The following is a 23470-nucleotide window of genomic DNA, read 5'->3' on the forward strand; positions in this document are numbered from 1 at the left end:
TTCAGCTTTGTATAAGCCCGGTGAGATTACCGGGCTTTTTTTACTGCGGTATTTCACATCAGCGCTTTGCTTTTAGGCCAAGGGCAGCTATGGTGAGTAAAACAACAGAGCAGGAACGCACCTATGCCAATATCACCACAACTTAATGCTGAAATTCGCGTGTTAACCTTGTTTAATCTGGACAGTGCCATGGAGGGAATTAAAGTTCACAAATCGGCCGATACCGATACGCTGGCGGCAATAAAACGGCTGTACGACAAAGGGCTGGTCACGCAGGAAGATGGCGGTTATCTGACCGATCTTGGCATTCATTGTGCCGAACATCTGCAAACGGCTTTACGCATTCTTAATGGCGCGCCGCAACCGGCCTAACTCTGCTTTATGGCACTTAAGTAGTTGTTTCAGCTGATTAAGTGCCTCAGTGTCCTCTTTATATAATGCTTGCTCGTACAATTCAGTTAACTGTTTAAGGTAGATATCGTGTGCCGGGTAGCGCTTAGCGCATTGCAGTAAAAATGCCGAAACAGGTAGCGATGGCGGTTTCGCTGCCAGCATTTTACCCAGATAGCGATACAGCTGTTTTGTTGCCTCTGGCGTGTTGTCAGTGCGGTTTTGCCTTACACGGAAATACAGAAGTAGTAACATAACAAGGACAAACAATGCTGCTACTGAATAACCAATAACAGGCAGGTGGCGGTATAGGTTGCGCCACAGCTGGCGCTGGCTGGTATCGTCAAACCCCAGTACCCATACCGACCAGTAATAGTCGAGGTGCATCAGTTGTTGCCGCACATTTTGCAGCAAAGCCAGCTGGCGCCAGCCCGGATCCAGTAATGCCCGCTGATCTTCCGGTAAGGCTGAATCCAGGCTATTTAAAATACGCTCTGGTGCTACCGCAGCGGTTGGATCGAATGGCTGCCAGACGCCGTTATGCAGATATTCTACCCAGGCGTGTGCTTCACGCTGCCGTACCGCCAGATAACCTTGCTGCGGGTGCCAGTTACCGCCCTGATAGCCACCAACCACCCGCGCAGCAATACCGGCGTGGCGTAAAATAACGGCGCTGGCCGACGCATAATGGCTGCAAAAGCCGATACGGCTGTCAAACAAAAAGGCGTCAATACTGTTTCTGCCAAGCGGCGGCGGGGTAAGGCTGTAATAAAACGCCTGCTGGCGAAAATGCTCAGCCAAAGCCTGCACCAGCTCATGGCTTTGTGGATACTGCTGTTTTAGCTGATAGGCAAATTGCTGTGTCTGCGGGTTACCTGGCGCGGTGCGCAAATTAAGCTGTTGTTCCTGCTCAGATACCAAGACGACGGGCGTAAGGCTGCTGCTTACCTGATAACTTAAGCGCTGGCTCACTGGCTTATTACTGCTTAACAGCCCACTTGGGCTGATAAAAACGTTACTGCTGCTGGTAACCGGTGTAGCTAAAGCAAATAAGCCGGTTTGCTGGCTGGCCTCAGCAATAATGCGGTAACTCAGGCTGCTATCTGCAGTAGTGTCTGCCGCGCGCTGACGGCTGGCATTTTTCCGCAGTGCATTTACCTGCCAGCGCCTGCCATCAAAATCTTCGTATAGCCTGGCGCGCCAGTACAGCTGCTGCCGTGGTGGTAGGGCACCGTCAAATTCTACCCGAAATGCCAGGCTGTCATCCTGTACCAGTTGCTCTATGCTGCCCGGATCCAGAGTGTCGCTAAGGCCGGTACTGGCAATATTAGCATTAGGGATCTGCCAGAATGGCGGCAGGCGCGGGAACAGTAAAAACATTGCCAGCCATAATGGCAGAATAATCAGTATGCTGCGGCCAGTCTGCAACCAGTTTACCTGGCTGACAGAGGGCGAAAATAGCCGGTAATGGCTGTACAGGTTAACGGCAAATACCAGCAAAATAAATACGGCTATCAACATGTCCTGATGCAGAATAAAGCAGCAGGCAATCAGGAAGTAATGCACCCACACCAGTTGACGGGCTTCATACAAATGCTGCAACGCCAGCAAGCGTGCAGTGGCTGCCAGCAGCAAAATTTGCAGCATAAAGTGCAATACACCGGCTTGTTGAAGCTGCAAAAAGAATGTTATGGCGATAATGCCCGCCAGCAGATTCACCAGTTTGAGGCTAATCGCCGCTTTGGCTTTAAATACACTGAGCAACCGGTACAGTAGCAGCAAAGCAAATATGGCAATCACCCAGCCAGCAAACGCTTGCTGCAGTAGCAGCAACAATGAAAACTGAATGGCAGCCCAGCTCAGCAGTAAATTTTTTTGTTTTAGCTTCTGTTGTGTCAGCACAGCGCCAGCTCCTGCAGGCAACGTTGTAAATGCTGCGGGCCCTTTGCCTGAGGCAGTGTGAGTGCCGGCAGTTTAAGCCCGTAACTGCTGCCCGATTGCTCCAGTTGCAATAGTTGCTGGCAGGCATAACGCAATGCCCGCTCTAAGGCATCACCCGATAACTGCGGCACAACTACCCAGCTGGGCTCTGCCTGAGCAGAAAAATGTTGTTGCCGGACAACCGGATTCGCCGGGTCGCGGGCCAGGCGTTTCCACACCATATGCCGCACACTATCGCCGGCACGGTAGGGGGATAGTGTTTCTCCTGCATCAGTTTTCGCTTGCTGGCTGGCATCGTTAGATAAGCTGTTAAGCACAGATTTATCTGCATCGGGAGTGGGATAGACCCAATAGTGCTGCGCCAGTGCGACATAGCTCCAGGCGCGCCATAAACCAAACGGATACTGGCTGGTTATCTTTATACGTGGCAGGGCGTATTTACCGCGCTTGGTGCCGTTAAGGTTTAGTGTTGCGGTTGTCGCGGGCTGGCTTAACAATACTGTTTCGTTTTGCCTTGCGTCAGTGTTTTTTGTGTTATCGGGCTGCACAAAATTCATGTTCAGCATCAGGTGTTTTTTATCGTTGCTAAGGTTCACTACTGCTGTTATTACTTCACCGGCAAAGCCCTCTGCCGCTTGTTTACATTGCAGTGTTAAGCCACTGATATTCTGGTAAGCCAGCACAATATTGACCAAAAACACACTCAGCAATAAATAGCACAACAATAAGATCAGATTATTTTGATAGTTAGTGCCCAATAAATATAACAGCGTAATCAAGAGCACAAACCACCAGCCATAGCGGGTTGGCAGAATAAAAATCAGCTTTTGTACCAGCCTAACCTTGTCAGCCGCCGGTTGGCGCTTATTCAGATAACGGCTGAGCAGTTGCCAGTATCGCTGATATAGCCGCTGTTTTAACGTCAGATTGGGCATGGCGTCTGTAATAACAACAACTGGCTTAACCGGCTTTCCTGGGCATCCGACGAGGGCGCCAGCCGGTGTTCAGCCACATAAGGAAACACCTGCTGTACATCTGCAGCGGTAACATAGTCGCGCTGGTTAATAAGGGCGAACGCTTTGGCTGCCCGCAAAATAGCTTTTGACGCCCGGGGGGAAAGTGGCAGCATATCGCTGCGATGGCGGCTGCTGTTAACCAGTGCCAATAAATAATCTATCAGGGCGTCTGATGCCGTCACTTTGGGCACTTGCTGCTGTAAGACACGCAGTTGCTCGGTATTCAGTTGCTCGGTTAGCAACTCCAGCCGCGAAGTACTGCTGTCGCGTTGTAATAACTGATGTTCAGCCTGATGATCAGGAAAGCCCAGCGACAAGCGGAACATAAAGCGGTCCAGCTGTGACTCTGGCAGTGCTGAAGTACCGGCATGAAATAACGGGTTTTGTGTGGCAATAACAAAAAACGGCGTGGGCAGGGCGCGGGTTTCACCATCTACTGACACTTGTTTTTCTTCCATCGCTTCAAGCAATGCGCTTTGTGTTTTCGGGCTGGCGCGGTTTATCTCGTCTGCCAGTAATACCTGGCTGAATACCGGACCGGCCTGAAAGCGAAATTGTTGTGACCGGGTATCGTAAATATTCATACCAACCAAATCACCGGGCAGTAAATCGCTGGTAAATTGTACCCGGCGGTAACTCAAGCCAAGGCTGTTTGCCAGGGCATGCGCCAGCGTGGTTTTTCCCATACCGGGTAAATCTTCCAGCAACAAGTGGCCCTCTGCCAGCAGGCAGCATAGTGCCAGCCGGATCTGGCTGCTTTTTCCCAGAATCACCTGATTAAGGCTTTGCTCTACGTTATGCAACTGAGTTAACACCGTGGCTCCTTACTGCTGTGAGCGGAAATAACATTATGCCGTTGGTTCATACTACCTCTGCGGTGCAGAACTGCAAATAAAAAAGGCGGCCGAAGCCGCCTGTAGAACACTCTGAGCTTTACTATCAGAAGTTAACAGTTAAATCTGCCGAACAAGCGTCTGTGCCTGCCAGACAAATCTTGTACGTTACCGTGGCGGCCTGTGAGTTAAAACGATCACGGTAGCTGCCGCTATTATCAATGGTGTCTACCAACTGACCATCGCGGAACAGATCTACCTCACCGGATGCACCTGTCCAGCGCAGATCAACAATGGTTGAACCGGTGCGGGTGCGCACAGAGCGTTGCAGGGTAAGTGCAATGATGCTGTCGGTTACGGTGACTGTTTTCTCTGCGGTGTTGCTCAGGCCGGTGCTATCAGTGGTGGTTAAGCTAACACTGTAACTGCCGCTGCTGGCATAGGTATGGCTTGGGCTGGCAGTATCGGCCTGATTGCCGTCACCAAAATCCCAGCTCCAGCTGCTGATATCGTTATCGGCATCGGTGGAAAGATCGGTAAAGTTAACGGTTAAGCCTGAAGCAACGAAGCTGAAATCAGCTACCGGTGCCACAGGGCCGGGTGGGGTATCATCGTCAGACAAGGCGCTCAGTGTCAGTGTCCAGCTATTGAGGGTGCCGGTATCCAGGCCAGCGTTATCAGACACAACCAGTGTCCAGTCGCCCTGCATGCTTTCGCCGTTAAAGCTGTCGACTTGCCAGCTTTGTACCAAATCATCTTCGCTACCACCGGTACGGTTATGCAGAGTATGTTCTGAACCCTCAGGTGAGCGCAGTTTAACTAGTAAATCACCACGCCAGGTATGGGTAATGTTTACACCGACATCAGCACCAAATACAACGCCGGTTTGCGGTACATTGATAACACTTTCTATACCGGCAGCATCATTATCCGGAATAGCCACAGCAGTGTTGTTGCTAAAAGCGTAATCCTGCAAGCCTTGCGGTAATATATTCAGGCTGGCATTGACCGATTTCACCAGCTCACCGGTCGCGCTGTCAACGCCGGTAACGGTGAACTGATAGCTGCCCCAGTCGGTATCAGCCGAAGTTGCAACGTCCAGCGTCACAGTATCACCTGGTTGTGCCGTGCTGGCAGATAAGCTGACGCCATCCAATGCAGGTTCTACATCTACAGTCAGGGCTACTTCGCCTGTCCATTCCGCGATATTGCCAACGTCCAGCGTGTACTGCGCGGCATCACCGGCGGTAATTTGCTGAGTACGCGGGCTGATAGACAGTTTAAATGACGGAGTAGGATCGGCTTCAACCATCGCGCTGGACAGATTCAGCCGTTTGCCGGATACGGTTTTACCGTCTAACGCTGGCAGGCTGTCGCCTGAATCCATCAAAATAGTTTTCATTTCAAGCGGTGTGATTTCAGGGTTAACTGACCACAACAATGCTGCTGCGCCTGCCACGTGAGGCGATGCCATAGAAGTACCTGAGTAGCTGGCGTAGCCGCCACCAGGAACGGTAGATAATATGGCCGAACCAGGAGCGCCAAGATCCACCGAAGTGGCACCATAGTTAGAGGCGCCATTGGTAAAGATAGATAGCTCGTCATTTCTGTCGGTAGATGCAACAGATACAATAACATCCAGATCATAAGCCGCCGGGTACATTGGCGTGCTGTCAGCATCAGCGCCGTCATTGCCTGCTGCGGCAATAAACAGAATACCAGCATCGCCACCCGATTGAATTGCTGCCCTTAAGGTTTCAGAAAAAGCACCGCCACCCCAGGAGTTGTTGGTTGCTTTAATATCAACACCGTGGTTCAGTTTTAAATCAGTAAAATAGTCGATACATTCGATGGCACCTGCGGTGCTACCACCTAAAGGCCCCAAAAACTGACAAGGTAATAAGGTTACACTCCAGTTTACGCCGGTAATGCCAACGCCATTATTTCCTGATGCACCGATAGTACCTGCTACATGAGTACCATGGCTGTCGCTGTCCATAGGATCTTGCTCAGCATTTAACGTTGAATAACCATAGGTGCTGCCTGGCAGATTACCCGGGTTTACCCAGCGGTTGTCTAAAAGATCCGGGTGGGTGTAATCCATACCGCTGTCGATTACACCAATAATAATGTCATGGCTGCCGGTAGAGATATCCCAGGCATCAACCGCTTTAATATCGGCACCTGCAGTACCGCCGTTTTGACCTGTGTTTTGCAGGCCCCATAAATCACCGAAGCTGGGGTCATTTGGCACTGCCAAGGCGTGTAACGGATAATCCGGTTCAGCTACTTCAATGGCCGGGTTTGATGCCAGTTTTTTGATCAGATGATCACGGTCAACTCCTTTGGGCACCTGAACTTTAACAATACGACCATCTGCAACATAGCGCATTTTCATATCGCGGCCCTGTGCATCCAACTGACGCAAGCTGGCGCCATGTTGTTGAATTACAGTTTCACGCTCTTGTTTGGATACGCCATGTTTAAACATCACCAATACAGCATTTTCTGCTGAATTTACCGTTGTGTCAGCCAGTGCATTTGCTGATAACAAGGCTGCTGCTACAGCCAATGCGATCATTTTTTTATTAGTCATAACTGTCCCCAGATTAATTAATTGTGAAAAATATGCTTATTTTTAGCACCAACTAGGAATAGCACGCAATGCAACAACTATTAAACAATTTATACAAAAATAAGCCAAATTAACTAGGTTAATAGGTGGGGTAGTTGTAAATGATATTTCATATATATCTGTTTATTAATGGCTATTTTGTTTTTGATTGTATTTTAAATGTTTTTAAAAATAGCTCTTTATTCCTATTGCGCCTTTTTCGTGGTGCTTTAGCCTAACTTTCGTCGTAACGATTTGAGGTGGATATTTTGCATAGTGTTAACAAAAAGCTGGCGTTAGTGAGTTTGTTGCTGATAAGCGGCACCGTGCATGCAGATATCTCGTTGCAAATGACGTCTCTGCTGGAGCGACGGGCACTGGCAAGCGGGGTTGATATCACGCAATTGGGGGATTTGAATGTGGCTGATGTTACTCAGTCTGGCCAGGCTCATTATGCCGTGCTGTTGCAACAAGGCGTGCTAAATCAAATTTTGTTGCAGCAAACCGGTTATGGCCATCAGGCTGAACTGATGCAAACCGGCAACAATAATATTGCCAACATCATCCAAAGTGGTGAAAGCAATCTGATCCGGGTAGAGCAGTGGGGCAACAGAGAGTTGTCCATTGAGCAAAGCGGTGTGGGAGAGCGTATTTCTATCGTCCAGTACTGACAACGCTGCACTGTTGCAGTAACACTACCCAATTATAAAGTGAAAAAAATAAATTAATAAACAACAATGAGTTAGGGAGAATCAGATGAAAGGTCTAATTTCACGTAAACATATACTTGGTCTTACGGTTGCGCTGGCAATGTCAGCACCGGCGATGGCTGTCAGCAATGAAGTTATTATTAACCAGACATCGGCAGCAGCGGTTGAAGGCAACCTGGCTGAAGTGACACAAAGCGGCGAAATCAGCCTTGCTGTTATTGACCAAAACGGCAGCATAAATACTGCCAGTGCTACCCAGGATGGCGTTTGGCTGGAGGCTTATCACTTTGTCAGCGGCAATGATAACCAAACCCGTACCGAACAGTTAACTGACTGGCATATCGCTTATATAGACATTATTGGTGACGAAAATACCGTAAGCATGACGCAAGACGGCTTTTACAATGTCGCTGAAGCGGTTATTACCGGCAATATCAATGATGCCGCCGTTTTACAGCTTGGCGAGTTAAATGAAACCTTTATCAACATTACCGGTAACGGCAACCTGGTTGAAACAAGCCAGGAAGGTAATGCAAACTGGGCCAATGCCGGTTTCAGTGGTGATGACAACAGCTTGTTCAGTGTGCAGGTTGGCGATAACAACGAAGCCGGTATGTTTAATCTGGCCGGTAACCGCAATACTTTTGAAGCTGAGCAAACCGGTAATGCTAACGTTGGCGGTATTGTGGGTGTAAGCGGCGACAACAATAGCACTTTCGTGCAGCAGCAAGGCGACGGTAATGTTTTTATCCTGTCTAATCTGACGGGCGATGATAACCTGATTGATGTTTATCAGGATGGTAATGCCAACCAGTTTCTGCTTGACCCGTTACAGGGCGAACAAAATCTGGTGCTAATTGATCAGCGTGGAGATGGCAACCTTATTGAAGCACCGCTTGGCTTAGTAGGTAACGACAACCAAATTGATATCTGGCAAGACGGTAATCTTAACACCGCTTTATTTGCTACTGATGGCGATGGCCATAACGTAGAAGTTATTCAGCGCGGTGACGGTAACACCACTGAACTGGTGCTGGTAGGTAGTGATAACAGCGCCACCATTTACAGCCGGGGCGACGATAATATTGCCGCTGCAGGCTTAGGTGGTGCTGGTAATAGTGCAGATATACAGCAATTAGGTGATACAAATTTTGCTGTGGTTGACGTGCTGGGTGATGACAACGATTTTTATATTGATCAGTCAGGTTCTGCCAATGAGTTGCTGATAACCAGCGATGTAGCTGTTAATGGTAACAGCGTAAACGTAGAGCAAAGCGGCGATATTAATCTGGTTGACGTGTTAATTGCCGGTAATGCTAACACCCTGGATATATTGCAATCAGGCACTGGCAACTGGGTAGCCGGTGATAACGGTTATTTTGCCTTAGGTGGTAACGACGGCCTGGTGTCTATTACCCAGAACGGCAATGACAACCTGGTGCTGGGTAGCCAGTCAGGCCAGGGCAACCTGATGAGCGTCACGCAAAATGGCGATTTCAATACCGCCATCGTAGTACAAAACTAAGGCGTTGGCTCAGGCGGCCTGGCTGTCTGAGCCCGCTTTATTAAGCCTGCTATGAAATTACTTTTTATTCTGTTGCTGGCCTGCGGCCTGAGTTTGCCGCTGGCTGCTGCTGATATTGAGCTGGAAGGACTGGTGCTTGATCGCACCATTTCGCGTTTTGGCAAAGACTTTACCTATTACTATGCCGGTTACTGGCGCGATATGCCGGGAACTGATGGTATTACGGTGGTGGTTTACGAACAGGTATACCCGCAAGCCGGCACGTTCTTGTGGGTAGAAATGAACCAGAGCCGGGTATATCAGACCTATTTCGGCCGGCGCTACAATGACGTCAAGCAAATGGCTGAACAAGCCATTCTTTTAAGTATTAACGAGTTAGCCAATATACAAACTGCGCGTATGCTGGGTGACCCACAGAGTAATGAGCTGTGAAAGGATTAAAAATGAAGTGGATATTTCTGCCGTTATTCATGCTAAGTGCCGGTATTCAGGCAACTGAACTGGTATATACACCGATAAACCCCAGTTTTGGCGGTAACCCATTAAATGGTAATTTTTTACTGCAAAAAGCCCAAAGCCAAAATGCCCATACTGCCGCTAATCCGGGCCAGTCTTTTGTTGATAAGTTTCGTGACGCCTTAGAGCGTAATATTATTAACTCGCTTACCCGGCGCATAGCCGACGGCGAGCTGGTCGAAGGTGTATATAACACCGGCGAGTTTTTGGTTGAAGTTGTCACTGACCCTGATGGCAGTGTAATCGTTAATATTACTAACCTTGATAGCGGTGAAGTAACCATTATTACTATTCCGGTAATTGGAGGATAAATGAAAGCAGTATTTTTCCTTACCGTTGCCTTGCTGAGTGGCTGTTCGTTATTACCCAAACCGGCAATTAATATCTCTGCTGCCAGCATTGACGCACCAAGTGCCTTGATGCAGGAGTTACAGCAAGGTAACAGACCCAGGCTGGCTATTCCGGTATCGGTATATACCTTTCGTGATCAAACCGGGCAATATAAGCCTCAGGCAAATGTTTCCAGTTTCTCAACGGCCGTCACACAGGGCGCAACCTCGATACTGACTCAAACCTTACTGGACAGTGGCTGGTTTGCACCGCTTGAGCGTGAAGGGCTGCAAAACCTGCTGACAGAGCGCAAAATTCATGGCTCGAATAAAAAAGCGGCTGAACTGCCGCCGCTAAAAGAAGCCCGCTTGCTGTTTGAGGGCGGTATTATCAGTTATGAAACCAACCTGACAACCGGCGGTATTGGCGCGGAATACTTTGGTGTTGGTGCTTCTGAGCTATATCGGGAAGATCAGGTCACTATTTATCTACGCGCGGTGGATGTGCATACCGGCCAGGTGTTGTTGTCTGTTGCCAGCAATAAAAAGGTATTTTCGCAGGAGCTGCGGGCCGGGCTGTTTCGTTATGTCTCATTAAATCGTTTATTGGAAGCTGAAGGCGGTTACTCAACCAACGAGCCGGTGCAGTACTGTGTGAAGCAGGCTATTGAAACCGCCGTTGCTGAACTGATAAGCCAGGGCCAGCAACGAGGGTTTTGGCGGGCAGATACTCAGGCGGGCCTTACCAGCGAAGGGTGATCGTTCCTACCGGGCTGCTGCAGCCAGCGCAGCAGCTCTACCCGGTTTCTGGCCTGGGTTTTACGGAAAATAGATGACATATGGGCTTTTACTGTGTGAGCACTGATATTAAGGTTGTCGGCAATCTCTTTATTACGCGAGCCTTCTGCCACCAGTTGAATAATACGTTTTTCCTGCCTGGTTAACAGGCTACTGTCTGTGACATGGCGCAGCCCGGCATTGGTGTTTAGCTTTTGCAACAAGAGTTCATCCAGCAATTCGGACATCACCGGCCGGGCATAATATAACTGGCCGTCCATCATGGTTTTCAAGGCGGTTAGCACCCGATCTAACTGCTCGTCGCGGTATATGGCACCGCGAATGCCGTTTACTAAGGCCTGGGTGGGGTTAAGCAAGGCACGTTCAGCCTGAAAAAAGAATAAAGGCGCTTTTTGCAGCAAACATTGCAGTTCTACGGACATGCCTTTTTTATTTAAATCTATACCATGGTAAGGGCAGGCCAGTAAGGTGCCGGCTTTAAGTTGCGGCATTTGTAATACATCTGAACGACTTTGTTGTTGCACTTTAATGCCGACAGACTGTGCCAGCAGTGAAATATTATGTACAGTTTCCTGCTCCGTCAGCACGATAAGTTTGACAAACTTATCCATTTACTTCTCTCCGAAAAACAATCAAATTCTCCCGTCAGCAAACGTCATACTGAACCTGTGTTTAGTAATATGCAACCATTTAACGTTCAGTGCAAAGCGTGCTAGCATAGCAAAATTGACTTACAGGGAGTTGTTATGCCAAGGAAAATCTTGTTTGTTTGTCTGGGGAATGTCTGTCGTTCGCCCACGGCTCATGCGGTTATGCGCTATAAAGCGGCGCAATATGCCATGGCGGTTGAAATAGAATCGGCAGGTACCAGCGCATCCCATCGTGGTGAAGCGCCAGATCCGCGCAGCGTGCGTGAGGGGCTGGCGAAAGGTTATAAATTTAACGGCATAACATCCAGGCCGGTAAAAGAGCAGGATTTTGCCTATTACGACCTGATCCTGGCAATGGATAAGGATAATTTGCAGGAGTTAAGCCGTCGTTGCCCGCCAGAGCAGCAGCATAAGCTGCAGTTATTTTTGCAGTACCATCCAGAGTTTCCTGCCATAAATGAAGTACCTGATCCCTATTATGGCGGCAGCCGGGGCTTTGAGCTGGTACTGCAGCTGATTGAACAAGGCTGTGATGGTTTGGTGGAATTTCTGTCAGATTAACGCTTTGGCTTGGTGTAACTGAGCAAAACAGCAGCAGTTTTTCACCTGCAGATAAAATTGTCATAAATTATGCCATGTTCAGCATTGAATTTACGTCCAGAAGTCTATAACTTGCATGGCAATTCATCAGACTCATCATCAAATATAGGAAAATCATCGTGACCACCTGGACGCCTCAAAGCTGGCGCAGCTTACCGATCCAACAGCAACCAAGCTATAAAGATCAGGATTTGCTGCACCGTGTTGAACAGCAATTACATAAATATCCGCCACTGGTGTTTGCCCAGGAAACGCGGGATCTGTTTAGCCAGTTGGGCCAGGTTGCTGAAGGTCAGGGTTTTTTATTGCAAGGTGGCGATTGCGCCGAAAGCTTTAACGATTTTAACGCACCTAAAATTCGCGACACCTTTAAAGTATTGCTGCAAATGGCGGTAGTGTTGACGTTTGCCGGTGGTTTGCCGGTAGTAAAGGTCGCCCGTATGGCAGGGCAATATGCCAAGCCGCGCTCCAGCGATCTGGAAACGATTAATGGTGTGTCATTGCCAAGCTACCGCGGTGACATTGTTAACAGCTTTGAGTTTACTGAAGCGGCGAGGTTGCCAGACCCAAACCGGTTAACCACGGCTTATCATCACTCAGCCGCTACGCTGAATTTACTGCGCGCTTTTGCTCAGGGCGGTCTGGCCGATTTACATCAGGTTAGTAAGTGGAATATGGGCTTTGTTGAGTCTAACCCGCTAAAAGATCGCTATCAGGATGTCGCCCAGCGTATTCAGGAAGCGTTGCGCTTTATGGAGATTTGCGGAATTACCGGACAAAACTCGCCGTCTATCCGTGAAACCCAGTTGTATACATCGCATGAAGCCTTGTTGCTAAACTACGAAGAAGCGCTGACAAGGCGTGATTCATTAACCGGTGACTGGTATGACTGCTCGGCCCACATGGTGTGGATTGGCGAGCGTACGCGGCAGTTGGATCATGCGCATATTGAATTTTTCCGTGGCATTCACAACCCGGTTGGCGTAAAAGTGGGCCCGGGTATGCAACCGGACGATCTGATCCGCTTAATTGATGCGTTAAACCCGAACAATGTCGCCGGGCGCTTAACCCTGATCACCCGTATGGGCGCCGACAAACTGGCTGATAAATTACCTGCTTTAGTACGTAAAGTGCAGCAGGAAGGCCGTAAAGTAGTGTGGAGCTCAGATCCGATGCACGGCAATACGGTAAAAGCGAGTAACGACTACAAAACCCGTGACTTCGAAGCCATCTTACGCGAAATCCGCAATTTCTTTGCGGTGCACAAAGCAGAAGGCAGCCATGCCGGTGGTATTCACCTGGAAATGACCGGTGAGCATGTAACCGAATGTACCGGCGGTGCTTATGGTTTGAGTGAGCACGATTTGGGTAAACGCTACTTCACCCAGTGCGATCCGCGGTTAAATGCTGATCAGGTACTGGAATTAGCCTTCCTGATTGCCGATACTCTACGCACTGCGCGTAAATAATCACGCGCTCAAAGGAGCGTAAGTGTTATCAGGACAACAAGCTCAGGATGACGCTGGCCAGTATTCTACTGCTGGTCAGCGTTATTGTATCGGCATAGTGGGGGCAGGTAGTGTGGGCTGCTATCTTGGTGCTTACTTATGCCAGGACAGTGCGCTGGATGTTAAATTTTTCGGTCGCGAAACCATGGCACTGGAACTGGCCGCTAATGGTTTAAGCGCCACCTCCTGTGATCATCAGGCCTATTTTGCCCAGCCCGTTGCCTTTTATAGCTCACTTAACAGCCTCATTGAGTGCGATGTGGTGCTACTGACAGTAAAAGCCCCCGCATTAGTGCCGATGCTGACCCAGCTAAAACGTTTTTTACGCCCTGAAGTACCGGTGGTCGCAATGCAAAACGGTATTGGCATTGGTGAAATGCTAACTCAGGATTTGGCTAATCCGGTATTGCGCGCCATAGTGCCGTTTAACGTAGTAAAAAACCGCGCTGGTCAGTTTCATCGCGCCACCGCGGGTAACATTGTCTGGCAGCAAAGCCAGCATACAGCGGTAAATTATGTCATTAGCGTGTTTAATCATTTGCAGTTACCGGTGCAAACGACCACAGATATTACGGCTGCCGAATACGGTAAACTGTTGCTTAACCTCAACAATGCTCTAAATGCGATCAGTAATGTCCCGCTGAAACAGCAGCTGTTGGACACAGACTGCCGTTTGCTACTTGCAATGGCCATGCAGGAATGGTTGGCGATATGCAGTAAAGCAAAAATCCGGCCGGTACCGTACACCAGATTGCCTAACGCTATGCTGCCCTGGTTACTACGTTTGCCGACCATATTGTTCCGCCGCTTATTCCATCACATGGCCGCTAAGATGCTGGCGATGGATGAACAAGCGCACTCGTCAATGTGGGACGACATTCAGGCGAAAAAGCGCACAGAAATCATGTTTTTAAATGGCGCAGTGGTGCGGATGGGCCAACTTTATCAGCTACCCACTCCGGTGAATACCTTACTGGTTGAGCAAATAAAACGGCTGGAAAGCGGCGAAGCTGAGCCGCTTTCGATTAGTGAAATACTGCAGCAAGTGAAGTTAGAAAGTTAATATTTATGCCGTTTAAGCCCGGTTTTAGCGATAATTTTCGCTGAAATTTCCTCAATCGACAGGTGTGTTGAGTTTAAGAACGGGATTTGTTCGCGCTGGTATAAGTTTTCTACCTCGGCCAGCTCCAGCTGGCACTGACGCAGTGATGCATAGCGGCTATTGGCACGGCGTTGCTCGCGAATTTGGCTTAAGCGCTCGGCGGTGATGGTTAAACCAAACATCTTACTCTTATTACGTTTTAATACCTCTGGTAAACCTAGTTGCTCCATATCCTCCTCCACAAACGGATAATTTGCTGCTTTAATACCGTATTGCAGTGCCAGATACAGGCTGGTCGGGGTTTTGCCAGAGCGGCTTACGCCCACCAGAATAATATCGGCCTGATCAAAATTTTTCAGATTAGAACCATCATCATTGGCCAGGGCAAAATTAACCGCATCAATACGAAAATCATAACTTTGTTCATGGATGCTGTGAGTTCGGTGGGTTTTGGGCACCGGTGCCACGCCAAGCTCGCGCTGGATGGGCTCGACAAAGGTATTGAGGAAGTCATAACAGACGCCATTACTGCTGTTAATAATCTGCCGTAACCGGTCATCAACAAAGGTTTGAAAGATTAACGGCCGTTGTCCCGTTGTTTTATAACGATCGTTAATACGCTGTTTTACTTGCTCCGCCATATCGGCAGTTTCAACAAACGGGATGGTAACATGCTCAAATTGTGCAGGAAAAAGAGTAAGTAAGGCATGGCCAAACACTTCTGCGGTAATGGCGGTTCCATCTGAAATATAAAAGGCTGTACGCACCGAAAACTCCGTTTTGTTGTTATAAAATTACATTGAAATTAAGGTTTTAATTAGCCCTGACGCCAGTGTAAAATCGTCTGGCCCTGTAATGCTGGATGTAAGCTTACACGCCATACGACAAAAATTGGAGACGAACTGTGCAAGAATTTGTGATTTGGTATGAAAACCTGGGAATGCACGATGTAAACCGGGTGGGGGGCAAAAATGCCTCACTGGGTGAAATGATCAGTAATCTGGCAAACGCCGGGGTACAGGTACCGGGTGGCTTTGCTACCACAGCCTACGCTTTTAACCAATTTCTTGAACAAAGCGGCGTTAATGAGCGCATTTATCAGCTGCTCGACGGCCTGGATGTCGACGATGTAACCGCACTGGCTAAAGCCGGTGCCCAAATACGCCAATGGGTTATCGATACACCGTTTCAACCAGAGTTAGAGCAGGCCATTCGCCAGGCTTACCAACAACTGCACCCGGATGCTGCGCAGGATGTGTCTTTTGCCGTACGTTCATCAGCAACTGCCGAAGATATGCCTGATGCGTCTTTTGCCGGCCAGCAGGAAACCTTCTTAAACGTGCGCGGCTATGATGCCGTGATCATTGCTATTAAACATGTGTTTGCCTCGTTATTTAACGACCGCGCCATTTCTTACCGTGTGCATCAGGGCTATGACCACCGTGGTGTGGCGTTATCAGCTGGCGTACAGAAAATGGTGCGCTCCGATTTAGCTTCATCCGGCGTTATGTTCAGCATTGATACTGAGTCGGGCTTTGAAGAGGTGGTGTTTATTACTTCTTCTTACGGCTTAGGTGAAATGGTGGTGCAGGGCGCCGTTAACCCGGACGAATTCTATGTGCACAAACCCACACTGGCGGCTGGCCGCCCGGCAGTGGTAAAGCGCAATTTAGGCAGTAAAAAAGTCGAGATGATTTACTCCGGCGAGCAAGGCCACGGCAAGCAGGTTAAGGTGGTGGATATTGAACCACAGCGCAGCCGACAGTTCTCGTTAACCGATGCCGAAGTAGAAGAGCTGGCCAAACAAGCCGTGATTATTGCTAAGCACTATGGCCGCGCGATGGATATCGAGTGGGCAAAAGATGGTAACGACGGCAAGTTGTATATCGTGCAGGCGCGGCCGGAAACGGTAAAAAGCCGCGAAGACAGCAACAGTATGGAGCGCTTCCAACTATTGGCGAAAGCACCGGTGTTGGTCGAGGGCCGGGCTATTGGCCAACGTATTGGTGCCGGTACTGCGAAGGTGCTTAAAGGCATAGAGCAGATGGACCAAATTCAGCCGGGCGATGTGTTAGTAACTGACATGACCGATCCGGACTGGGAACCGATCATGAAGCGGACGTCGGCTATTGTTACCAATCGAGGTGGCCGTACCTGCCATGCTGCCATTATTGCCCGCGAGCTGGGTATTCCGGCAGTAGTGGGTTGTGGCGATGCTACGGCAAAAATTAAAACCGGCCAGCAAGTTACCGTGTCTTGTGCCGAAGGCGATACCGGCTTTATTTATGACGGTAAGCTGGAGTATAAAGTTGTCAGCAGCCGCGTTGATCAAATGCCAAAGCTGGATTTGAAAATAATGATGAATGTCGGCAATCCGGAGCGGGCATTCTCGTTTGCCAGGTTGCCGCATGCCGGTATTGGTCTGGCACGGCTGGAATTTATTATTAACCGCATGATTGGCGTGCACCCTAAGGCATTGCTGAATTTTGATGCGCAAACCCCGGAGCTTAAAGCGACCATCAGTGACATGATTGCCGGCTATGCTGACCCGGTCGAATTTTACATTGCCAAGCTGACCGAAGGCATCGCCACTTTAGCCTGTGCTTTTGCGCCGCAAAAAGTGATAGTGCGGATGTCGGATTTTAAATCGAATGAATACGCCAATTTAGTTGGTGGGCGCCAGTATGAGCCGCACGAAGAAAACCCGATGATCGGCTTTCGTGGCGCCTCGCGTTATATCTCTAAAGATTTCCGCGATTGCTTTGCCTTAGAAGTTGAGGCGTTAAAGCGGGTACGCAATGTGATGGGCTTTACCAATGTTGAGGTAATGATCCCGTTTGTGCGTACTTTGGGCGAAGCAAGCAGCGTAATCGATTTGCTGGCAGAGCACGGCTTAAAGCGCGGCGATAATGGCCTACGGGTTATTATGATGTGCGAGTTGCCATCGAACGCCTTGTTGGCAGAAGAGTTTTTAGAATACTTCGATGGCTTCTCAATTGGTTCGAACGACTTAACCCAGTTAACCCTGGGGCTGGACAGAGACAGCGGCCTGATAGCCCACTTGTTTGATGAGCGTAACCCGGCAATTTACAAATTGCTGGAAATGGCCATTAAAACCTGTAAAGCCAAAGGTAAATATATTGGTATTTGTGGCCAGGGGCCGTCGGATCATGAAGACTTCGCCGCCTGGTTAATGCAGCAGGGCATTGACAGCGTATCGCTGAACCCGGATACCGTGCTGGAAACCTGGCTGTATCTGGCCGAGAAGTATGGCTCACAACACGGTAAACAATAATTTGTTAGCCTTATGATGTTGCTGGAAAAGCCCCTTTACAGGGGCTTTTTTATACCAGCTGCACGGTATGGCATCACTTTGATACAAAAGCTGATTGTGATTTGTATCACTTCAGCACATAGTAAATAGCTTAACCCCACGAAGGAGCCAACAATGCGTGAACTCTATATTGCCAATAAAAATTATTCTTCCTGGTCATTGCGGCCCTGGGTGTTAATGCACCAGCTGAATATTCCGTTTATTGAACAATTGGTGCCTTTTAGCCAGCAGGGCAACTTTGAAAAATTCCGCACTTTTTCACCTTCGGGTAAAGTGCCATGTTTAGTACAAAAAGACATCGTGGTATGGGATTCACTGGCCATTGCCGAATATCTGTATGAAACTTACCCGGCAGTATGGCCAAAAGATGCAAAAGCCCGGGCATTCGCCCGCTGCGCGGCGGCAGAAATGCACTCTGGCTTTAGTACACTGCGTAATACTTGCGGCATGAGCTGTGGCCACCGGGTAAAGTTGCATCAGGTAACGCCGGCTCTTTTGCTAGATATTGACCGCTTAAGTGAATTATTTGAGCAGGGGATCCGGCATTTTGGCGGGCCATTTTTAGCCGGTAAAGCGTTTTGTGCTGCAGATGCGTTTTTTGCGCCGGTGGCATTTCGTATGCAAAGCTACGGTTTGCCGTTTAGTAAAGTCGCTACCAACTATCTACAACACTTGTTAGCGTTACCGGCAATGCAGGATTGGTATAAGCAGGCGTTAGCAGAGCCTTGGGTTGATCAGGCGCATGATGATGAAATCGCCGCTGCCGGGCAAATTATCGCAGATCAGCGGCAAACCAGCTAACGGCGTAGCAATTCTAGTTTTGCTGTGGCAAATTAAGCGGCGTATAACACAATTAGCTTAAAAATAATTATAAGGAAGGGAAATGGAAGGCTTTATTAGTGCGCTAAATGGCATTATCTGGAGCCCGGCGCTGATTTACTTGTGTCTCGGCGCTGGCTTATTTTACTCAATACTGACCCGGTTTGCGCAGGTTCGCCATTTTAAAGAAATGTGCAAACTGCTGCTGAACAATACTGAATCAGACAAAGGTATCTCGTCATTTCAGGCACTGGCAGTGTCGTTATCTGGCCGGGTTGGTGTGGGCAATATCGCTGGTGTGGCGGCAGCTATTGGCTTTGGTGGCCCCGGTGCCGTGTTCTGGATGTGGGTTGTCGCATTTTTAGGCGCCAGTACGGCCTATGTTGAATCCACGCTGGGGCAAATTTATAAAGTTGAAGAAAACGGCCAGTATCGCGGTGGCCCGGCTTACTATTTTGAGCGTTGCCTTGGTTGGCGCTGGTTGGGTATTTTGTTTGCTATTTCTGCCATTATTGGCTGTGGTATCTTCTTGCCGGGTGTGCAGGCCAATGCTGTAGGCAATGCTGTAACGCAGGTTTTCGGCGATGGCAATATGGTGGTTACCAGTTTTGGTGAAGTGGGTACCCATAAACTGATTGCGCTGGCAGTGATCCTTATCGTGCTGGCGTTTATTATTTTCGGCGGTATTAAGCGTATTGCCCACTTTACCCAGATCGTTGTGCCCTTTATGGCGCTTGGCTACATTGTGCTGGCACTGATCGTAGTATTTCTTAACCTGGATAAAGTGCCAGACGTGTTTAGCATGATATTCACCGATGCCTTTACTGCGCAGGCTGGTTTTGGTGCTGCCATTGGCTGGGGGGTAAAACGGGGTATTTACTCGAATGAAGCTGGCCAGGGCACAGGCCCGCATGCAGCAGCTGCGGCTGAAGTTGACCATCCATCACAGCAAGGTTTAGTGCAGGCGTTTTCTGTGTATGTTGATACCCTGTTTGTTTGCACCGCCACAGCGTTAATGATTTTAATTACGCAGCAGTACAATATTCAAACTGAGAACTTTAATGCCGCCACTGGTGTTGGCACTATGATCCTGCAGAACGTTGATGCGGCCACCGAAGTAGCTTCACCAGCCTTTACGCAAATGGCGTTGTTAAGTGTGTTTGGTCAGTTTGGCCAGGTATTTGCCGGCCTGGCTATTTTCTTCTTCGCTTTTACCACCATTTTGGCGTACTACTACATTACTGAAACTAACGTGGCTTATTTAAACCGGGTGTTTAATAACAAACTGCCCAATATCGTATTTAAGCTGTTATTGATGTTTATGGTGGCCTACGGCACGGTAAACAGCGCTGGTTATATCTGGAATATCGGAGATATAGGCGTAGGCTTAATGGCCTGGGTTAACGTGGTCGGTATTCTGGTAATATTTTTTATGTATAAGCCGACTATGCGTTGCCTGCGCGATTTTGAAGAGCAGAAAAAGGCTGGCGGCCCCATTAGCTTTGATCCGGTAAAACTGGGCATCAAAAACGCGACGTTCTGGGAAAAGCGGTTGGCTAATAAACAGCAGCAAGAGCAGAAATAAGTTAACCGAATCGGTAAAACCTAATTGCAGCCCGGCCTAAGTGCCGGGCTTTTTTATCTGCCGGATTAGCAAGCGGCATACTCGCTATGTCTGCTAGCGCACAGATACCGGCCTGTTGTTACGCCATTATGGTCTTGACTCTGCACTTTTGCAGCGTGAAGGAGCTAATGATGCAAGTAATAAAACGTACCTTTGTTACCGCTGGTATAGTGCTGGCAGGCAGCTTGCTGCTTAGTAGCTGTGAGCGCGGCAATGTTAATGCTCAAACCGGTGCGCCGGATCTTAGCGTAACAACCGAAGACGGCAGTGGTGACGATGTTAATATCAGCACTGCGGTTAATACTGCCCTGATGGCAGATCCACAGTTGCAGCATTTAGATATCCAGATAGAAACCCGCAAAGGTGATGTCAAGCTTTGGGGCCAGGTTGAAACTCAGGCGCAGCGCGAGCAAGCGGAGATGATTACCGCGGCAACCTCAGGTGTGCATTCGGTGAATAATCAGCTGGAAGTGAAATAATAACCTGCATCAAACCGGTTTTAGCCAGCCTTAAAGCTAAAACCGGCGGATCGCCTTAGCCGCTTTGTTAAAAAGCTGCCTTAGGATACACTTTCTGTTACCTATAAGCGGCCATCGCGGCCCGGTGAACAGATTTGATGCATTTATTAATTATTGAAGACAATGCCGATATTATCGCTAATTTGTACAGCTACCTGGAACCCTTGGGTTATAAGCTGGATGTAGCACGAAGTGGTAAGGCGGGTGTATTAGCTGCGACGACATCTGCGCACGACGCTATAGTGCTGGATCTGTCGCTACCGGCTATGGATGGTATCGAAGTATGCCGTCAGTTACGCCAACAATATCAACTGACAACACCAATCCTGATGCTAACTGCGCGCGACACCGAGCAAGACAAAGTAACAGGCTTTGCGGTTGGCGCTGATGACTACCTGGTAAAGCCATACTCTCTGGCTGAGCTGGACGCTCGGCTAAAAGCACTGGTGCGCCGGGCACGCAATGAGCATGTGTAATCGGTTCTGGTGTTCGGTGAGCTGCAACTTGATGCCGGTATTGGCCGTATTAGCCGCGCCGGGCAAACATTAGATCTGACACCCACCGGATACCGTATCCTCAGCGCGCTGATGCGTGTAGCGCCAAAACTGATAACACGTGAGGCATTAGAGCGTCAGGTGTGGGGTGATGAACCGCCCGATAGCGATGCGCTGCGTACCCACATTCATACGTTACGGCGGGTACTGGACAAACCATTTTCTTACCCGGTGTTATTAACTCTGCCTGGCACCGGCTATCGTCTGATGCTTTGCAATGAAGAGCGTAATGAAGGGCCGCAATGAAACCCAGACTCTCGCTCAAACACCATCTCACTTTAACCTATATTCTGCTGGCCGTTGTGGTTGCCGGGGCTTTTAGCCTGGTTAGCTATATTTCGATAAAGATTATTGAAGATCAGATTGTCGATGCTCCGGGAGGGCTGGAAGAAACTGAACTGGTAATTTTACTCTCTTTGGCAGTGGGATTTGTTGTCAGTGTGATATTAGCTGCAGGGCTGGGTGTTTGGAGTGTGCGTCGTGTTATTGCACCGGTTGCGGCGCTGGCCGACGCGGTTAACCGCAATGCTGCGGCAACTGAGTTGCCATCACGTTTTGCCCAGGATGAAATAGGTGTACTGGCACGGGCTTTTGCCAAAAGGACCAACGAGTTGCAACAGTTTTTACAGCGCGAACAAATGTTTACTGCCGATGTTAGCCATGAGTTACGTACACCGCTAACGGTAATATTAGGCGCGGCTGAGGTGTTGACGGTGCAATTGCCAGCGCAGTCGGCACAATACGCCAGCGCAGAGCGTATCCGGCGGGTGGCGGCTGAAACTGCAAAGCGCATCAGTGCTTTACTGCTGCTGGCCAGGGCTGAAGGCAGCGAAGCACCCGATACAGCGCTAAATGCTGTTATTGAGGCAGAGCTGGAACAGTGTCAGCCGCTGCTGTACGGAAAAACGGTGCAATGCAAACTGCAATGGCAGGCGCCGGTATTGGCCAAAGTACACCCTGAACTGGCTGCAATTGTTATCGGCAACCTGCTGCGCAATGCGTGTCGCCATACTGAGCAGGGTTATATTCTGGTTCAGCTTAGCGCCGGACAATTGATAGTAGAGGATAGCGGTGTAGGCATTTCTGCTGCAGTTCACGCGCGGCTGTTTGAACGCTTTGTGCATGGTGACGATAACCCGGCGCATGAAGGCATGGGGCTGGGGTTATCTATTGTTAAACGCGTGGTTGAACATATTGGTTGGGACATCCAACTTGAAGCTCCCGCCACAGGTGGTACCCGCTTTGTGCTGAATTTTCCGCCGCAGGCTACAACCTTACCCTCTTAACGCAATCTTAACGCTGGCTGGTTTATGTTGTTGCTCTGGTTTATCAGCTTGTTAAGAGGAAACACATGAAACGCACTTTACTTGCAATGGGTATCTTGTTGTCGTCAGGTATTGCCTACGCAGTTGAGGGCGCCGCCTGGGACTATAGCGGCGACACCGGACCTGAGCAATGGGTAAAACTTAGCCCGGAGTACAGTAGCTGCTCGGGTAGTCATCAATCACCAATCAACCTTAGCAGTTTCGTTGATGGTAAGCTGGAGCCGATTAAATTTAACTATACCAGTGGCAGTGCAAGCATTATTAATAACGGCCATACCGTACAGGTAAACATGTTACCGGGTAACACTATTACTGTTGATGGTAGCGAGTTTGAATTAAAGCAATTCCATTTTCATGTACCCAGTGAAAACCTGATTAATGGCGAATCTTTTCCGATGGAAGGCCATTTAGTCCATGCCGACAAAGCAGGGCATTTAGCCGTTGTTGCCGTTATGTTTACCCAAGGTGCCACTAACAATATGCTGGGCAAAGCCTGGGCACAGATGCCGCAACTGGGTGAAACTCTGCCAATGCCGGCAGATATTTCGGCGCTGGATATTTTGCCGGAGAATCATGCTTACTACCGTTTTGAGGGCTCATTGACCACACCTCCTTGCTCGGAAGGGGTGCGCTGGCTGGTAATGAAACAACCGGTTTACGCCTCAGAAGAGCAGATCAGGCAATTTTTGCATGTAATGCATCATCACAATAATCGGCCGGTGCAGCCTGTTAATGACAGGGTAGTGTTGCAGTAACATGGTGGT

Annotated in this window: 23 protein-coding genes; 17 read left to right on the forward strand and 6 right to left on the reverse strand. The window is 49.1% G+C overall.

The annotated features are described in order from the left end of the window. Positions 1–123 precede the first annotated feature (123 nt). Positions 124–372 (forward strand): TIGR02647 family protein, encoded by a 249-nt coding sequence (locus AR688_RS18815; protein WP_068237832.1) that lies wholly within the window; start codon positions 124–126, stop codon positions 370–372. On the opposite strand, the gene AR688_RS18820 is transcribed toward AR688_RS18815, so the two are convergent. From AR688_RS18820 to AR688_RS18835, 4 genes are all read right to left on the reverse strand, one after another. Further along, on the reverse strand, positions 337–2292 hold the full coding sequence (locus AR688_RS18820; protein ID WP_068237835.1) for a transglutaminase family protein: 1956 nt from the start codon (positions 2290–2292) through the stop codon (positions 337–339). The genes AR688_RS18815 and AR688_RS18820 overlap by 36 nt on opposite strands. Further along, positions 2286–3266, reverse strand: a complete 981-nt coding sequence (locus tag AR688_RS18825; RefSeq protein WP_068237838.1) for a DUF58 domain-containing protein — start codon at positions 3264–3266, stop codon at positions 2286–2288. The genes AR688_RS18820 and AR688_RS18825 overlap by 7 nt, the downstream gene beginning before the upstream one ends. After that, positions 3254–4162 carry an AAA family ATPase gene (locus AR688_RS18830; protein ID WP_068237841.1) on the reverse strand — a complete coding sequence of 303 codons (909 nt, stop codon included), beginning with the start codon at positions 4160–4162 and terminating at the stop codon, positions 3254–3256. The genes AR688_RS18825 and AR688_RS18830 overlap by 13 nt, the downstream gene beginning before the upstream one ends. Positions 4163–4286: 124 nt before the next feature. Then, positions 4287–6776: a S8 family serine peptidase gene (locus tag AR688_RS18835; protein ID WP_068237844.1), complete on the reverse strand. Its 2490-nt coding sequence runs from the start codon at positions 6774–6776 to the stop codon at positions 4287–4289. A gap of 287 nt (positions 6777–7063) precedes the next feature. Between AR688_RS18835 and AR688_RS18840 the strand changes: the two genes are divergently transcribed. The 5 genes from AR688_RS18840 to AR688_RS18860 all read left to right on the forward strand — a co-directional run bounded on the left by AR688_RS18840 (position 7064) and on the right by AR688_RS18860 (position 10633). After that, on the forward strand, positions 7064–7465 hold the full coding sequence (locus tag AR688_RS18840; protein ID WP_068238093.1) for a curlin subunit CsgB: 402 nt from the start codon (positions 7064–7066) through the stop codon (positions 7463–7465). 85 nt (positions 7466–7550) lie between these two features. Then, positions 7551–9029: a hypothetical protein gene (locus AR688_RS18845; protein ID WP_068237846.1), complete on the forward strand. Its 1479-nt coding sequence runs from the start codon at positions 7551–7553 to the stop codon at positions 9027–9029. A gap of 51 nt (positions 9030–9080) precedes the next feature. Continuing rightward, positions 9081–9461, forward strand: a complete 381-nt coding sequence (locus AR688_RS18850; protein ID WP_068237849.1) for a curli production assembly/transport protein CsgE — start codon at positions 9081–9083, stop codon at positions 9459–9461. An 11-nt stretch (positions 9462–9472) separates the two neighbouring features. Next, positions 9473–9856 (forward strand): curli assembly protein CsgF, encoded by a 384-nt coding sequence (locus AR688_RS18855; protein WP_068237853.1) that lies wholly within the window; start codon positions 9473–9475, stop codon positions 9854–9856. Next, the gene (locus AR688_RS18860) at positions 9857–10633 is read left to right on the forward strand and encodes a CsgG/HfaB family protein (protein ID WP_068237856.1); all 777 of its coding nucleotides are present in this window, start codon (positions 9857–9859) and stop codon (positions 10631–10633) included. Here AR688_RS18860 and AR688_RS18865 read toward each other — a convergent pair. Continuing rightward, a complete protein-coding gene (locus AR688_RS18865; protein ID WP_068237859.1) occupies positions 10606–11283 on the reverse strand; it encodes a response regulator transcription factor in 678 nt (225 codons plus the stop codon). The genes AR688_RS18860 and AR688_RS18865 overlap by 28 nt on opposite strands. A gap of 135 nt (positions 11284–11418) precedes the next feature. On the opposite strand from AR688_RS18865, the gene AR688_RS18870 reads away from it, so the two are divergent. From AR688_RS18870 to AR688_RS18880, 3 genes are all read left to right on the forward strand, one after another. After that, positions 11419–11883 carry a low molecular weight protein-tyrosine-phosphatase gene (locus tag AR688_RS18870; protein ID WP_068237862.1) on the forward strand — a complete coding sequence of 155 codons (465 nt, stop codon included), beginning with the start codon at positions 11419–11421 and terminating at the stop codon, positions 11881–11883. Positions 11884–12041: 158 nt separating this feature from the next. Further along, complete coding sequence (locus AR688_RS18875; RefSeq protein ID WP_068237865.1) at positions 12042–13391, forward strand: class II 3-deoxy-7-phosphoheptulonate synthase; 1350 nt, start codon at positions 12042–12044, stop codon at positions 13389–13391. Positions 13392–13413: 22 nt separating this feature from the next. Further along, positions 13414–14493, forward strand: coding sequence for a 2-dehydropantoate 2-reductase (locus AR688_RS18880; RefSeq protein WP_068237868.1), 1080 nt, complete (start codon positions 13414–13416; stop codon positions 14491–14493). Here AR688_RS18880 and ppsR read toward each other — a convergent pair. Beyond that, complete coding sequence (ppsR, locus tag AR688_RS18885; protein WP_068237871.1) at positions 14490–15299, reverse strand: posphoenolpyruvate synthetase regulatory kinase/phosphorylase PpsR; 810 nt, start codon at positions 15297–15299, stop codon at positions 14490–14492. The two genes, AR688_RS18880 and ppsR, sit on opposite strands and share 4 nt — an antisense overlap. A gap of 137 nt (positions 15300–15436) precedes the next feature. On the opposite strand from ppsR, the gene ppsA reads away from it, so the two are divergent. From ppsA to AR688_RS18920, 8 genes are all read left to right on the forward strand, one after another. Then, a complete protein-coding gene (gene ppsA / locus AR688_RS18890) occupies positions 15437–17827 on the forward strand; it encodes a phosphoenolpyruvate synthase (protein WP_068237874.1) in 2391 nt (796 codons plus the stop codon). 153 nt (positions 17828–17980) lie between these two features. Continuing rightward, positions 17981–18667, forward strand: a complete 687-nt coding sequence (locus tag AR688_RS18895) for a glutathione S-transferase (RefSeq protein ID WP_068237877.1) — start codon at positions 17981–17983, stop codon at positions 18665–18667. Positions 18668–18749: 82 nt separating this feature from the next. Continuing rightward, entirely contained in the window at positions 18750–20270 is a 1521-nt protein-coding gene (locus AR688_RS18900; protein WP_068237880.1) for an alanine/glycine:cation symporter family protein, read from the forward strand. 170 nt (positions 20271–20440) lie between these two features. Continuing rightward, on the forward strand, positions 20441–20788 hold the full coding sequence (locus tag AR688_RS18905; RefSeq protein WP_068237883.1) for a BON domain-containing protein: 348 nt from the start codon (positions 20441–20443) through the stop codon (positions 20786–20788). A gap of 137 nt (positions 20789–20925) precedes the next feature. Continuing rightward, a complete protein-coding gene (locus AR688_RS20560) occupies positions 20926–21303 on the forward strand; it encodes a response regulator transcription factor (RefSeq protein ID WP_231732182.1) in 378 nt (125 codons plus the stop codon). Positions 21304–21312: 9 nt separating this feature from the next. After that, positions 21313–21627 carry a winged helix-turn-helix domain-containing protein gene (locus AR688_RS20565; RefSeq protein WP_231732184.1) on the forward strand — a complete coding sequence of 105 codons (315 nt, stop codon included), beginning with the start codon at positions 21313–21315 and terminating at the stop codon, positions 21625–21627. Further along, a complete protein-coding gene (locus tag AR688_RS18915) occupies positions 21624–22667 on the forward strand; it encodes a sensor histidine kinase (RefSeq protein ID WP_068237886.1) in 1044 nt (347 codons plus the stop codon). The genes AR688_RS20565 and AR688_RS18915 overlap by 4 nt, the downstream gene beginning before the upstream one ends. A 65-nt stretch (positions 22668–22732) precedes the next feature. Beyond that, positions 22733–23461 carry a carbonic anhydrase gene (locus AR688_RS18920; RefSeq protein WP_068237889.1) on the forward strand — a complete coding sequence of 243 codons (729 nt, stop codon included), beginning with the start codon at positions 22733–22735 and terminating at the stop codon, positions 23459–23461. Positions 23462–23470 lie beyond the last annotated feature (9 nt).

It is taken from the genome of Rheinheimera sp. EpRS3 (genome assembly GCF_001513785.1).
In the GTDB taxonomy this organism is placed as follows: Bacteria; Pseudomonadota; Gammaproteobacteria; order Enterobacterales; family Alteromonadaceae; genus Alishewanella.

What these genes read in the sequence shown, in the direction of transcription:
- AR688_RS18815 (WP_068237832.1), top strand. Translation starts at nt 124, where the DNA reads ATGCCAATATCACCACAACTTAATGCTGAAATTCGCGTGTTAACCTTG.
- AR688_RS18825 (WP_068237838.1), bottom strand. Translation starts at nt 3,266, where the DNA reads ATGCCCAATCTGACGTTAAAACAGCGGCTATATCAGCGATACTGGCAA.
- AR688_RS18835 (WP_068237844.1), bottom strand. Translation starts at nt 6,776, where the DNA reads ATGACTAATAAAAAAATGATCGCATTGGCTGTAGCAGCAGCCTTGTTA.
- AR688_RS18845 (WP_068237846.1), top strand. Translation starts at nt 7,551, where the DNA reads ATGAAAGGTCTAATTTCACGTAAACATATACTTGGTCTTACGGTTGCG.
- AR688_RS18850 (WP_068237849.1), top strand. Translation starts at nt 9,081, where the DNA reads ATGAAATTACTTTTTATTCTGTTGCTGGCCTGCGGCCTGAGTTTGCCG.
- AR688_RS18855 (WP_068237853.1), top strand. Translation starts at nt 9,473, where the DNA reads ATGAAGTGGATATTTCTGCCGTTATTCATGCTAAGTGCCGGTATTCAG.
- AR688_RS18860 (WP_068237856.1), top strand. Translation starts at nt 9,857, where the DNA reads ATGAAAGCAGTATTTTTCCTTACCGTTGCCTTGCTGAGTGGCTGTTCG.
- AR688_RS18865 (WP_068237859.1), bottom strand. Translation starts at nt 11,283, where the DNA reads ATGGATAAGTTTGTCAAACTTATCGTGCTGACGGAGCAGGAAACTGTA.
- AR688_RS18870 (WP_068237862.1), top strand. Translation starts at nt 11,419, where the DNA reads ATGCCAAGGAAAATCTTGTTTGTTTGTCTGGGGAATGTCTGTCGTTCG.
- AR688_RS18895 (WP_068237877.1), top strand. Translation starts at nt 17,981, where the DNA reads ATGCGTGAACTCTATATTGCCAATAAAAATTATTCTTCCTGGTCATTG.
- AR688_RS18900 (WP_068237880.1), top strand. Translation starts at nt 18,750, where the DNA reads ATGGAAGGCTTTATTAGTGCGCTAAATGGCATTATCTGGAGCCCGGCG.
- AR688_RS18905 (WP_068237883.1), top strand. Translation starts at nt 20,441, where the DNA reads ATGCAAGTAATAAAACGTACCTTTGTTACCGCTGGTATAGTGCTGGCA.
- AR688_RS20560 (WP_231732182.1), top strand. Translation starts at nt 20,926, where the DNA reads ATGCATTTATTAATTATTGAAGACAATGCCGATATTATCGCTAATTTG.
- AR688_RS18915 (WP_068237886.1), top strand. Translation starts at nt 21,624, where the DNA reads ATGAAACCCAGACTCTCGCTCAAACACCATCTCACTTTAACCTATATT.
- AR688_RS18920 (WP_068237889.1), top strand. Translation starts at nt 22,733, where the DNA reads ATGAAACGCACTTTACTTGCAATGGGTATCTTGTTGTCGTCAGGTATT.